This window comes from Lysinibacillus sp. GW823-FHT02G10, from assembly GCF_058797135.1.
On sequence record NZ_JBXAJI010000004.1, the window covers coordinates 24574 to 38066 of the forward strand.

The window sequence follows — 13493 nt, forward strand, 5'->3', positions numbered from 1 at the left end:
TACTATATGGAACAATCAACTTTTATTCAGCAGGCTAGTACAGGAAAAAGGAAAGCAGCTACACAGACTGCTGCCTTACAGGAGCCTCGTATTATTCGCTATACGTTAATATTTATTGCCTTAGCTTTTTTAGCTTTCTTTATCGTACTACCTTTAGTATCTATTTTTATTACAGCCTTTCAAAAAGGATCCGATGTTTACTTTGCTGCGATTACACATCCAGATGCATTAGCTGCTATTAAGCTTACATTAATCGTCGTAGCCATTACTGTACCCCTCAATGCGATCTTTGGCGTAATGGCTGCCTGGGCACTTACAAAGTTTAATTTTAAGGGGAAAAATCTATTACTTACTATGGTAGATTTACCTTTTGCAGTTTCACCTGTTATCGCAGGTTTAGTGTTTATTTTATTGTTTGGCTCACAGGGACTATTTGGTGAATGGTTGTTTGCACATGATATTAAAATTGTTTTTGCACTACCTGGCATTGTCCTTGCCACAATTTTCGTCACATTGCCCTTTGTTGCACGTGAATTAATACCGCTGATGCAAACCCAAGGTATATCTGAGGAAGAAGCGTCCATTTCATTGGGGGCAAGTGGCTTTAAAACCTTTTGGTATGTCACTTTACCCAATATTAAATGGGGACTATTCTATGGTTTGATTTTATGTAATGCACGAGCCATCGGAGAATTCGGGGCTGTGTCTGTGGTATCTGGTCATATCCGTGGCATGACAAATACGATGCCCCTTCATATTGAAATTCTCTATAATGAATATCAATTTGCAGCAGCCTTTGCAGTTGCTTCCTTAATGAGCGTAATGGCCATCTTTACATTAATTGTGAAAGACATTATTGCTTGGAAATCAAAATCTAGTTAAAAGGAGATGGTCTCAATGAGTATACAAATTCAAAACGTATCCAAAAAATATGGGTCCTTTCAGGCACTAGAGGATATATCCGTACATATTCAGTCTGGGGAGCTAGTAGCACTGCTTGGCCCTTCTGGATCAGGAAAAACCTCATTATTACGTGTGATTGCTGGGCTTGAAACAACGGATGTCGGCAATATTTTATTTGATGGTCAATCCATCACAGATCGTCATCCAAAGGAACGCAATGTGGGCTTTGTCTTTCAACATTATGCGCTTTTTCGCCATATGACGGTCTTTGACAATGTAGCTTATGGCCTGAAGGTACGTCCTCGAAAAAGCAGACCTTCAAAACAACAAATCAAAGATAAAGTGATGGAATTATTGCAACTTGTGAAGCTTGAAAATTTCTCAGATCGATATCCAACACAGCTCTCAGGTGGGCAACGACAACGTGTCGCACTGGCAAGAGCGCTTGCTGTAGAGCCAAAGGTACTGTTACTAGATGAACCATTTGGAGCTCTCGATGCAAAAGTACGCAAGGAGTTACGTCGCTGGCTTCGAAAGTTACATGATGAATTTCATATTACAAGTATTTTTGTGACACATGACCAAGAGGAAGCTCTCGATGTTGCAGATCGCATTGTGGTCATGAATAATGGCAAAATCGAGCAAATTGGTAGTCCAGATGAGGTCTATACAAATCCCAAAAGTCCATTTGTCTATGACTTCTTGGGCAATGTTAATCTATTTAAAGGTCGCTTACATAATGGTAAGCTCATGCAGGGTGAAGTTGCACTTGATGTACCTGAGGCCCTAACACATTCAGAGGACAATGCGATAGGCTATGTACGTCCACATGATATTCAGATTGAGAAAACAAGTATTTCAGGTACAGTTCCTGTTAAAATCAGCCACATTCATTTGCTAGGACCTATCGTTCAAATTGAACTACGACGTGAGGATCTTGATGAATTTTTAGAAGCGGAGTTATCAAAAGAACAATTTCATCTTCTTCAACTGAAGGTGGGCGATCAGGTATTTGTAAAGCCGAAACAATTAAAGGTATTTATTCCTGAGGATTATTCTATATAAAAAACCATGTAGCAAATTTTTCTTTGCTACATGGTTTTTATTTTTAATGAAATTCTCTCCCATCATAGACAGCTGTGACATACCCAGCACGAATGACAAAGTCTCCAAAATGTTCGCCCTCTAAACGTTCCTTTGAAAAATGCAGAAGAATTGGTCGTAGCTCTGCTAAAATTTCCTCCTCACCAATATTTTCACGATAGATTTTATTTAAGCGATTGCCTGTAAAACTTGCACCAAGGTACATATTATATTTACCTGGCCCTTTGCCAATAAAGCCGATTTCACCCATTGCTGCACGTGAACAGCCATTTGGACAACCAGACATGCGAATAACAATTTCTGTTTCATTTAAGCCAGCCTCATCAATAATGGCATCAATTTTTGTTATAAGAGAAGGTAAATAGCGTTCTGCTTCTGCCATGGCTAAGCCACATGTCGGTAATGAGACACAGGCAATGGAATTGCGGCGTAAGGCAGAATAATGCGCACCGTCTGTTAGCTTGTATTGTTCAATAAGCGTATTTATTTGTTTCTTTTTCTGGGGTGTTACATTGCTAATCATTAGGTTTTGGTTCGGTGTTAAACGAAAATCACCCGTGTGCACCTTAGCTATTTCACGTAAGCCAGTTAACAACTGATAATCCTCAAAGTCTTTTATACGGCCATTTTGAATAAATAACGTATAATGCCAATGACCATCTGCCCCTTTAATCCAGCCAAATTCATCACCTGTACGCTCAAAAGTATAAGGACGAGCCTGCTGAATTTCCCAGCCTAGACGACGCGTTAATTCTTCTTGGAACCATTCAAGTCCTCTCGCATCAATCGTGTATTTAAATCGTGCATTTTTACGGACAGAGCGATTCCCATAATCACGCTGTATCGTTATTATTTTTTCTGCTGTTTCTAGTAATTTATCTGGCGTTATAAAGCCAATTTCACGAGCAAGCTGTGGATAGGTTTCATGATCACCATGTGTCATGCCCATGCCTCCACCAACCGCTACGTTAAAACCAACAAGCTGATTGTCTTCAACGATGGCAATCAGTCCTATATCTTGTGAAAAAACATCTACATCATTACTTGGTGGAATCGCAATACCAATTTTAAATTTACGCGGCAAATATTGAGCTCCATAAATCGGTTCAATTTCTACATCCTGACTATCTACTACCTTTTCTCCATCTAACCATAATTCATGATAAGCGCGTGTTCTCGGCAGTAAATGCTCACTTAGTTTTGCAGACCAATTATAAACCTCTTCATGTAATGCAGACTGGTTTGGATTGACATTACACATTACATTACGGTTCACATCTCCACATGCAGCAAGAGAATCCAATAACACCTCATTGATTTCCTGCATATATTTTTTAACATTCCATTTTAAAATGCCATGTACTTGAAATGCTTGGCGTGTTGTTAATTTTAAAGAGCCATTGCCATACTTTCTAGCCATTTCATCCATCACAAGCCATTGCGCTGGGGTAGCTGCTCCACCTGGTGTTCGTACACGTACCATAAATTGATAGGCCGGTTCCAGCTTTTGTTTCTGACGTTCATTCCGAAGATCTCGATCGTCCTGTAAGTAACTGCCATGAAATTTCATAAGGCGATTATCGTCCTCTGGGATACCAGAGCTTAATGGATTATTCATGGTACGTTCGAGTGTTCCACGTAGGTAATTACTTTCGGTTTTAATACGCTCTACATCACTTGGTTTCCCGGGCTGTGGAGGTAACACTATTTTTTCAGTCATTCTTTATCGCTCCTTTAATCCATTACACCTCAGCGTATTGGGCATACCTGAGGGTTTACTTGCTAACAAAGAGATCAACTCATTAATAAGGGAAGGTTTTCGAGAAATTTGTGTTGAACTCCATTAATAAACGTCACGTTGGTAGCGTTTTTGCTGTTTTAATTCATTCACATAGACTTTTGCTTCCTCTGGTGTTTTCTGTCCTTGCTGCTCAATAATTTGATGAATGGTTGCATCCACATCAGATGCCATTGATTTTTCGTCACCACATACATAAATGACAGCCCCCTGCTCCAGCCACTCATAAAAACTTGCGGCATTTTCATGCAATTTATGTTGAACATAGATTTTTTGGTCTGTATCACGTGAAAAGGCTACATGCATGTGACTTAATGTGCCAGCAGCTAGCCAACGTTGCCAATCCGTTTGATAGAGGAAATCCGTAACAAAATGCTGATCACCAAAGATGAGCCATGCTTTCCCCTCAATCCCTAACTCTTCTCGCTCCTCTAGAAAAGCTCGATATGGTGCAACACCTGTGCCTGCACCAATCATAATAATTGGCTTTTCATTATTCTCTGGCAATCTGAAATTCGGATTTTTATGAACATAGATTGGTAATGTATCACCTATTTGTATTCGTTCTGCCACACTTCCAGAGCAAACACCAAGACGTTGTCTACCTGCTGTTTCATAGCTTACCTTGCCAATCGTTAAATGAACCTCTTCGCTATTGGCCTTTTGGCTACTAGCAATAGAATAAAGTCGAGCTGGAATTTTACGCAGTAACTCTACAAATTGCTGTGCACTCCAAGTAAATGGTGTAAATTCCTCTACTAGGTCGAGCAAGTCTCTTCCTTTTGCATAGTCCTTCCAGGCTTTTGGTTCTTCAAATAGCTTAGAAAATTCTTTATGCTCTGTATAAGCAGCAATTTTTTCGAGTAACGGTTTAGATAACACCGTAATTTCTAATTTTTTCTGTAGTGCTTCTTTTATTGTTATTGTTTCATCAAAAACAGTCACTTCTGTCTCCGAATCAAATTGAAGTGCTGTCAGCAATGCATTGACTAATTGTTCATCATTCTCTGGCAGAATGCCAATGCTATCGCCAGGTTCAAAATGAAAATTAGCTCCCTCAATCGATAATTCAAGATGACGCGTCTCTTTATTGGAGCCACGACCATTTAGATTTATATTTTCAAGTACTTCAGCGTAAAATGGATTTTTTCTTGAATATGTAGATTCTTCAAGTACTTGCGCCCCTTCGGTGTGTGCTGAAGTAGACGTTGCTGAAGTTGTATGCTGAAGAAATTCCTGTTGAACCGCGGAGAACCACTGTGCAGCTGCGTCATCATAATCTACATCGCAATCTATACGAGGAACAATTCTTGTTGCACCTAATTGCGCAAATCGCTCATCGAAGTCCTTACCTGTCTTACAAAAAAATTCATAGGAGCTATCCCCTAAAGCAAGAACCGAATATTGTAGGTGTTCTAATTTAGGCGCCCGCTTGCTATGCAAAAATTCATAGAATTGTATCGCTTGATCGGGTGGATCTCCCTCTCCATGTGTACTCACAATAAGTAATAGATTGGTGATCTTTTTTAAATTACTAGCTTTAAATTTCCCTAATGATGAGACAGTTACATCTACCTGCTGCTCTTTTAAAGCTGCTGCATACTTTTCAGCTAATCCTTGACTATTGCCTGTTTGGGAACCATATAAGATTGTTATTGTTTTGGTAATCGGCTGGGCTGCTGGTGGTGCCTGTTCAACAATTGCTTCAAGAGTTGCTTGGGGAGCACTTAGGTAACCGTTTAGCCAAAATTTTTGTTCAATTGTTAATTTAGGGAGAAGCTCGTTTAATAACTTCACCTGCTCTTCATTAAATGGACTGTTTATTACTTGTAATTTCAATCTTTGCCACCTCACGAATCTTCTTCATTTCATATTTTTTAATTTATCGAAGCCTTATTTTTTCCTTTTTCTCAATCTGAACCACATAGGAATTTTGAACAATCAATGTAATTGATCCGTGGTTCACAGTATTTAACATTTGGCGGACATTATCTAATGCTAGATTTATATTTTCAGTTCTTTTATCTACCATTACGAAACACCTTCCTCTTTAAAATGTAGTAATTCATCAATACGTTCCACTAATACTTTTTTCACATTGTCGTCATAGCCTAAGCTTTCACATAACATAATGTTTTGACTGTCAAAGCCTTGTAATCGCTTGGCAATACTTTGTCTTAAAATGCCTGTAAATAATAAATAAGGGACAATAAAAATTTGCTGTTGCTTCCCTTTAACTTGCAGTAACCAGTCTTCAAAGGTTGGTCCCATTCCGTATAAGAAGCATGTATCAACGGCTTTATAGTGATATTTAGTACGTAGCCTTTTGGCAATTTTGGCTAAATCCCTCTTGACGGCTGGATCACTACTCCCACGTCCTATGAGTAAAATACTCGCATTGCTGTTAGGTTGCTGTTTTTCTATTATCCTAGCTTGTAATGTGTCAATTAATCGTTCATGAATGCCAAGAGGCTCACCATATGTAAACTTTACATATGGGTATAGTTTTTGAGCTTTTGCCATTTCTTTCGGAATATCATGCTTTGCGTGTTGAGCAGCTAGTAGGAGAATAGGCATTACGGCAATCGCTGTTGCCCCTTTCCGAATACAGCTAGCAATGCCTTCTGCAATGGTTGGTGTTGCCAGCTCTAGAAAGCATATTTCCTGAATAGCTACTGTCACTTCTTGTTGTACGCCTTGAAGAAAGTTTACGGCCTGCTCTACACCTTCCTTGACACGACTGCCATGTGCAATATATAAAATAGCCTGCATAATCCCACAACCTTATCCCGTTATTTGGATTGGCTGTGCGGGGTTTTGCTCAAACCAATGAATGGTTTCTCTTAAGGTCACAACCTTCCCTACTAATATAATGCTAGGGTTATGAATATTTTCTGTACGCACAATTTCCTCAATTGTAGCTAAAGTCCCCGTAACAGTTCTTTGCTTAGTAGAAACTGTTCCCCAGTGAATAACAGCCACAGGCGTTTTTTCATCACGGCCATATTTGAGTAATTGTTGACGGATATACGGAAGATTACCAACACCCATATAAATGGCAATCGTATCAATTCCTTTTGCAAGACTTTCCCAACGGATAGCATCTTCTTTTCCATCCTGCATATGCCCAGTAACCATAGCAAAACTTGAACCTAAGTTACGATGTGTGACAGGAATACCTGCATATGCTGGAGCTGCTATACCTGACGTAATACCAGGCACAATTTCAAAGGGAATTTGATGCTTCGCTAACACATCTGCCTCCTCTGCCCCTCTACCAAAAACAAATGGGTCTCCTCCTTTTAATCTTGTGACAACATATCCTTGTTGGGCATAATCAACAAGCGTTTGGTTGATTTGCTCCTGAATCATGGCATGTTGCTGAGGCAATTTCCCGCAAAAGATTAATTTAGCGTCTTTCTTGGCATAGGCTAATAGCTCTTTATTAATGAGTCTGTCATATAAAATGACATCTGCACATTCAATGCAACGTAATCCTTTAATCGTAAGGAGGTCAACATCTCCAGGACCTGCACCAACAATATAAACTTTCCCCATTTCATCTCACTCCTTCTGTCAATTACGCCTCGTTGTCATGGCATTTCAGATTGATTAAACTTACTAATAAGGGTCCTCGATTTTCTAAACCTGACACTTTGCTTTCGGTACAAAAACCTTTACTAAATTAAGATAAAGAAAAAAGGCTAATATTATCCTTAGACACAAAAATGCCTATGAATAATAAAAGCCTCTAGTTTGCTAGTCAGCCACATATTTAATTCTTAGTAATATAATAAGAATAATAAATAATTTAGTATATTCTGTCAACACTAATTTTGATACTTCGTTAGGCACAATAAAAACCAGTTGTCGATATCAAGATCGACAACTGGCTGATCTAATTATGTGCTTACCATGGTCTACGATATCGCGGACCTGGTCGAAAATATGGACCTGGTGGATATGGTCGATAGTTTGGATAATATGGATTGTAAGGATATTGATTAAATTGAGAGCCAAGGAAACTGCCTAAAAAACCACCAAAAAACGGTGCGCCAAATGGCCAAATAAAGCCTCCAAATCCTCCGCCTGGATAACCTCCGAAATTGCGCATATGCTACCTCCCCTTTTTACTCTATCGTATGAAGGAAGATACATCTATCATATGTAGAATGCCTATTCTATCGGGATTAGTGCATAAATCACAAAAAATCAGCGAGAATAAACTCCCGCTGATTGACACGCTTTATTATTTTTCTTCCCCTAAACGTTGGACAAAATTCGCGAGTGTACGGACCATAACACCAGTACCACCCTTAGGTCCTAAATCATGTACAGCTACTGCATCAGATGTGCCTGCTATATCCAGGTGAATCCATGGTGTATCACCAACAAATTCGCCCACAAAACCGCCGCCGAAAATCATATGACCATCACGACCAGGTGAATTATTTAAATCAGCTACATCTGATTTTCGAATTCGTTTTTTATCATTTTCTGTTAAAGGCATACGCCAAACAAATTCATCGGTCTCTTTTGCAGCTTCCATAAATGCTTCAAAAAATGCATCATCATTTGCAAGAGCACCTGTTTTATCCATACCTAGTGCAGTAATAACGCCTCCAGTTAAAGTAGCAACATCGATCAGTGATGTAGCCCCTTGCTGTTTAGCATATGTAGTTGCATCTGCCAGAACTAAACGCCCTTCTGCATCCGTATTTAATACTTCTACCGTTTTTCCGCTGTACGTCGTAATCACATCATCTGGTTTAAACGCTGTATCAGACACCATATTATCTGTAGAACCGATAACGGCTACAACATTTTTATTTGGACGTAATTCACCGATAATTTTCATCGCACCAAGTACAGCAGCGGCACCGCCCATATCACCTTTCATACCAACCATAGAGTCCTTTGGTTTTAAAGAATAGCCGCCTGTATCATACGTTACACCCTTACCAACAAGGCCAATTGGATCTTCAAAATCTTCAGTCGCTTTATATTTTAAGGTAATTAATCGTGGTTCTTCATAAGAGCCTTGGTTAACACATAATATACCACCCATACCTAGTTCCTCTAATTGTGCTTTATCTAATATCTCTACTTCAAAATCGTATTCCACAGCAAGAGATTGTGCATAGTTAGCTAAATCCGTAGCTGTTAGTAGGTTTGGAGGTAAATTAATTAAGCTACGAGCTTCATTGACAGCATCTGCATAAATCACACCTACCTCAAAGCTTGCCACCACTTCATCTAAATCATCTGCTGTAGTCACAAGGTGAACAGCATCAATACGTTTATCTACTTCGTTTGAAGTTGTTTTATAATGTGGGACAGCATAATAGCCAAGGCCAATTCCTTCACCTGCTAAAAATGCTACATCTGCAGTTGAAATTGACTCTGTTGTAAATGATTCAAGCCAGATGGAATACTCTTTTACTTTTAAAGATCTTAATTCTTTTCCCACTAAACCAAATGCTGTGCGAATATCACCTTCTGTGAGGTTTTTACGCTCATCTAAACCTACAAATACAATACGTTTCAGGTTAGCATGGTCTTTCACAAATGGTAATTTCGTTAGTTTCTTTAATTCAGTTGAGACGTCTCCTGCACTAATCCATGTATCAAGGGCTTCACCGTAAAAAGATGAAAAGCTTGCCCAGTCCTGCATTTGTTCACGATGTTTTGTGACTCCTACCACTAATAGTTCAGTAGAAATCGTTTCAAATGTTTTTGCTTCTTTTACAATATGCATGTAAATTCCTCCATTCCATATACTATTATAACGAAGTTTCTGAAAAGCGCGTAATATTTGCCTATATCTTCTTTTAGAAAATAATGAATGTTATAATAAAAGCAATTATTTGCGAAGGTTGTGATGAAATTGAGTTTACTCCACAATACCCCATTACTAATTGCCCTCTTTGCGGTTCTCTTTGCACAGTTTGTTAAAATCCCCATTCATTTTTTAATGACTAGACAAGTAAAATGGGGACTTTTTACCTCAACAGGTGGAATGCCTAGTTCTCACTCTGCTTCTGTCACTGGATTGGCAACCTCAATTGCCTATGAGACGGGTTTGGAATCCCCCATTTTTGCGGTAGCTGCAATGTTTTCCATTATCGTGATGTATGATGCTAGTGGTGTTCGTTACCAAGCAGGTCAGCATGCAGCCATTTTAAATCAACTGCGTAAGGATTTCCAAACATTGCTTCATGATTTAAAAAAATGGCCACAGATGGACGGACAAGAAAAAATGGAGGAATTAAAAACATTATTAGGCCATAAACGAAGTGAAGTATTTTTTGGGGCTCTAACGGGTATTTTTATCGCCATCATAGCCTACGAGTTTTTCATCTAACAGACATCAACACATCCTCTAGAGGAGGCTGTGTTTTTTTGTATAAAAAAAGTATTCTTTCTTCAATTGAAGAAAGAATACTAAGCACGTTAGAACATTCGATAGCCACTTTTACGTAAATAAATCATCACGATACCAGCCACAATAGAACCCGCAAAGCCACCTGATAAAATAGCAATATCCACAAACTGAAGTGCCTGTAATTTATCAATTAATGCTGGGAATGCAGAGCCTGGCTTAAAAATATAATCTAAGAAGCTTACTTCATCTACAATAAAGATGACAACAATTGGATACACAATTGCCATTAACCATGTCATCCGTAACAGCATATTTAACAAGAATCCGATACCAAAGAACATGACGAAAAATAACAAAATAGAAATGATTAACTGTACTAATGAAACTGGACCATCCATGTATGTATAACCTCCGTTTTCCTCTCATTAGTTTACATGATTACGACACCGCTTTCAATGAACATATCCTTGTTTTCGCTTGTTCGTCATATTTAGGAAAATCATCAATCGATCATCTATGGTTGATCTTTGAATTTAGGGGTAGATGCTTCTTCCGCGGGTATTTGCTTCTCCTTCGTCGTAGATGCTTTTTTCACCAAAAAACTATTGAAGACAAATGCTTATCTTCAATAGTTTCTATGATTTTATGAAGTTGATTGAGCTACTAAAAACTTTGGTGATTTCCAAAGCTGTGCCCATTTTTTAAATGCTGTCAGCACAATTAAGAAGCCAAGCATTAACATGATAACAGATAAAATCCCATTTAACATATTAAAGCCTGCAGCGGCTGGATTCCAGTATACATTTTTAATCATCCAATAGCCTGCAACGTTGACCGTAATGTATAAATAAGCCAATGGGATAAAGCATGTCAATGCATAGATGCGTTTATCTGCGACCTTCAATACCATCGTCACGCCACATACTAGACCAATGGCTGCCATTAGCTGATTGGATACACCAAATAATACCCAGATTGAGCTTATATCCCCTGAATACAATAAATAGCCCCACATAAAGCAGGCAAGTGCACTAGCAAAAATTGTACCTGGTACCCAATTGGTACGCTTCAGTGGTTTATAAACATTGCCACCAAAATCTTGTATTAAATAACGAGCTACCCTTGTTCCAGCATCAATGGCTGTAAGAATGAAAACCGCTTCAAACATAATGACAAATTGATAGAAGTACGAAGATAACTCTGCGAACCAAGGAATACCTGTAAAGATATCTGTCATACCAACTGCTAGCGTTACAGCACCTCCTGTTCGTCCTTCCAAGTCCATGCCGATACTTTGAGACAATGCTTGTAGATGAACGGGCTCCATTCCTAATGTAGCAAATACAGCTGGTGCTGAGTTAATCGCAAAATAGTCGGCTGGATGAAGAGCAGTAGCTGCGATTAAAGCCATCACACCTACTAGTGACTCTACTAACATAGCACCAAAGCCTACAATACGGATGTCCTCCCAACGATCAATCATCTTAGGCGTTGTTCCTGAGCCTACAAAAGCATGGAAGCCAGAAATGGCACCACAGGCAATTGTAATAGAAACAAACGGCCACACAGGACCGGCAATTACTGGTCCACCACCATGAATAAACTCTGTCAATGGTGGGAATTGAATAGCAGGATTAACAAAGAACACGCCAATAATTAGTGCAATAAATACCCCAATCTTCATGAAACTACTTAAATAATCACGAGGTGCTAATAAAAGCCACACAGGTAATGCAGCGGCAAAAAAGGCATAGATTGGTAAGATGATAGCTAATGTATCCCGATCAAATGTTAAAAAATCACCGAATGCTGTGCCTTGAATAAGCGGTCCGATAAATACCCCAATCATTAATAAAATAAAGCCTACAGTAGATGTAACAATTAAATTGCCTGTTTTACGATAGGCAATACCCACAAGCATGGCGATTGGTATCGTAATACCTACAGCAAACGTTCCCCATGGATTGCGCTCTAAAGCACCTAACACCACCATCGAGAGACCTGCCATTGTAATCGTAATAATGAATAGCATCGCAAGGCCTGTACAGAAACCTGCGATAGGGCCTAACTCCTCCTTCATCACTTCCGATAGGGATTTACCACCATGACGCATGGAAGCAAATAAAACAACAGCATCATGAACTGCCCCACCAATTACTGCTCCGATTAATAGCCATATAAGTCCAGGCAAATACCCAAATTGTGCAGCTAGGATTGGTCCAACTAAAGGTCCTGCTGCTGCAATCGCTGCAAAATGATGCCCAAAGGTTACCCACTTATTCGTCGGAACATAGTCTTTACCATCTTCCAAAGCGTGGGCTGGGGTGGGCGTATCATCTTTTATTTTAAGTACCTTCTTTGTAAAGAAAATGCCATACAAACGATAGCTGATCATCAAAATACAAATAGACCCTATCACTATTGTAATCGCATTCATGCAAACACCCCTTTTACTTTTTCCACATCATAGCAAAGGAATGTCCATATTATTCGTAAAATAACTGAAATGTCAGAAATTAAAGTTGAAAGGTAGTAGTTGTCCGTTGAAATGCAACTACTTCGATAGGTCAAAAATTTTCCGTACATCCTTCATATATAGCCTACTTACTGGAATGGAATGTCTGTTATGCACAATTAAATTAAATTTAGAACTACTCCAAGGCTCTAATTCCACAATATGCTCTAAATTGACAATATACGCGCGATGGACACGTACAAAGCCTTTTAAGGTAAGTCTTTTTTCTAACGCGGCCAATGATTCAGAAGCAAAAAAACGCCCCTGCTCTGTCACAACAACCGTTTTACTATCCTCAGAGGTACAATACAAAATATCCTGTATTTTCAATAATAAAATTCGATCGTTTACATAAACTGTTAACTTATCGAGCTTGTCCAACTGAGATGCCTTTAACTCCTCCATTGTTTTTGCTTGCGCAGCTCTTTTTTTAGCTAACAGTTTTTCCACAGCTGTTTGTACCCTTTCTGCCTCAAAGGGTTTCAATATATAATCAAATGCATTGACTTCAAATGCCTGCAAAGCATAGTCATCGTAGGCTGTAGCAAAAATAATTTCAGGCCTCTGTGCATTCAGTAATAATTGTTTAGCTAAGTCAAGTCCATTGTTCATGCCTAATTCAATATCTAGAAATATACAATCGACTTCTTCAAGCTGTGACGCTTTGCACAACTCCTCAAGATTTTCAGATTCACCACAAACATTCACTAATGCTGTTTGCTCTAATAAATATCGCAGTTCCGCGCGTGCTAAGGGTTCATCATCCACAATATATACATTCAAATTTT

13 protein-coding genes are annotated in these 13493 nt (G+C 39.0%); 3 read left to right on the forward strand and 10 right to left on the reverse strand.

Going from position 1 to position 13493, the window contains the following annotated elements; all coding sequences use genetic code 11:
- Nucleotides 1–6: 6 nt before the first annotated feature.
- A complete protein-coding gene (gene cysW, locus AC1RFD_RS14145; protein ID WP_048394442.1) occupies nucleotides 7–882 on the forward strand; it encodes a sulfate ABC transporter permease subunit CysW in 876 nt (291 codons plus the stop codon).
- A 15-nt stretch (nucleotides 883–897) separates the two neighbouring features.
- Nucleotides 898–1968, forward strand: a complete 1071-nt coding sequence (locus tag AC1RFD_RS14150) for a sulfate/molybdate ABC transporter ATP-binding protein (RefSeq protein WP_048394440.1) — start codon at nucleotides 898–900, stop codon at nucleotides 1966–1968.
- Between the two features lie 43 nt (nucleotides 1969–2011).
- Here the strand turns inward: AC1RFD_RS14150 and cysI are convergent, their stop codons facing one another.
- From cysI to AC1RFD_RS14185, 7 genes are all read right to left on the reverse strand, one after another.
- Nucleotides 2012–3727 carry an assimilatory sulfite reductase (NADPH) hemoprotein subunit gene (cysI, locus tag AC1RFD_RS14155; protein WP_054549433.1) on the reverse strand — a complete coding sequence of 572 codons (1716 nt, stop codon included), beginning with the start codon at nucleotides 3725–3727 and terminating at the stop codon, nucleotides 2012–2014.
- Nucleotides 3728–3850: 123 nt separating this feature from the next.
- Complete coding sequence (locus AC1RFD_RS14160; RefSeq protein WP_492474991.1) at nucleotides 3851–5644, reverse strand: assimilatory sulfite reductase (NADPH) flavoprotein subunit; 1794 nt, start codon at nucleotides 5642–5644, stop codon at nucleotides 3851–3853.
- A gap of 43 nt (nucleotides 5645–5687) precedes the next feature.
- Nucleotides 5688–5837 (reverse strand): YezD family protein, encoded by a 150-nt coding sequence (locus AC1RFD_RS14165; RefSeq protein ID WP_115672973.1) that lies wholly within the window; start codon nucleotides 5835–5837, stop codon nucleotides 5688–5690.
- Nucleotides 5837–6577: a sirohydrochlorin chelatase gene (locus AC1RFD_RS14170; protein WP_492474992.1), complete on the reverse strand. Its 741-nt coding sequence runs from the start codon at nucleotides 6575–6577 to the stop codon at nucleotides 5837–5839. The genes AC1RFD_RS14165 and AC1RFD_RS14170 overlap by 1 nt, the downstream gene beginning before the upstream one ends.
- Before the next feature lie 12 nt (nucleotides 6578–6589).
- Nucleotides 6590–7363, reverse strand: coding sequence for a uroporphyrinogen-III C-methyltransferase (cobA, locus tag AC1RFD_RS14175; RefSeq protein WP_054549436.1), 774 nt, complete (start codon nucleotides 7361–7363; stop codon nucleotides 6590–6592).
- A 352-nt stretch (nucleotides 7364–7715) separates the two neighbouring features.
- Nucleotides 7716–7919: a hypothetical protein gene (locus AC1RFD_RS14180; RefSeq protein ID WP_016991509.1), complete on the reverse strand. Its 204-nt coding sequence runs from the start codon at nucleotides 7917–7919 to the stop codon at nucleotides 7716–7718.
- Between the two features lie 135 nt (nucleotides 7920–8054).
- Entirely contained in the window at nucleotides 8055–9563 is a 1509-nt protein-coding gene (locus tag AC1RFD_RS14185) for a leucyl aminopeptidase (RefSeq protein WP_054549437.1), read from the reverse strand.
- Between the two features lie 123 nt (nucleotides 9564–9686).
- Here AC1RFD_RS14185 and AC1RFD_RS14190 point away from each other — a divergent pair, with 123 nt between their 5' ends.
- Nucleotides 9687–10169: a divergent PAP2 family protein gene (locus AC1RFD_RS14190; protein WP_048394429.1), complete on the forward strand. Its 483-nt coding sequence runs from the start codon at nucleotides 9687–9689 to the stop codon at nucleotides 10167–10169.
- Between the two features lie 89 nt (nucleotides 10170–10258).
- On the opposite strand, the gene AC1RFD_RS14195 is transcribed toward AC1RFD_RS14190, so the two are convergent.
- The 3 genes from AC1RFD_RS14195 to AC1RFD_RS14205 form a co-directional block, all read right to left on the reverse strand.
- Complete coding sequence (locus AC1RFD_RS14195; RefSeq protein WP_004228336.1) at nucleotides 10259–10588, reverse strand: YuiB family protein; 330 nt, start codon at nucleotides 10586–10588, stop codon at nucleotides 10259–10261.
- Nucleotides 10589–10833: 245 nt separating this feature from the next.
- Nucleotides 10834–12627: a carbon starvation CstA family protein gene (locus AC1RFD_RS14200; RefSeq protein WP_485600374.1), complete on the reverse strand. Its 1794-nt coding sequence runs from the start codon at nucleotides 12625–12627 to the stop codon at nucleotides 10834–10836.
- 117 nt (nucleotides 12628–12744) lie between these two features.
- Nucleotides 12745–13488 carry a LytR/AlgR family response regulator transcription factor gene (locus tag AC1RFD_RS14205; protein ID WP_054549438.1) on the reverse strand — a complete coding sequence of 248 codons (744 nt, stop codon included), beginning with the start codon at nucleotides 13486–13488 and terminating at the stop codon, nucleotides 12745–12747.
- Nucleotides 13489–13493 lie beyond the last annotated feature (5 nt).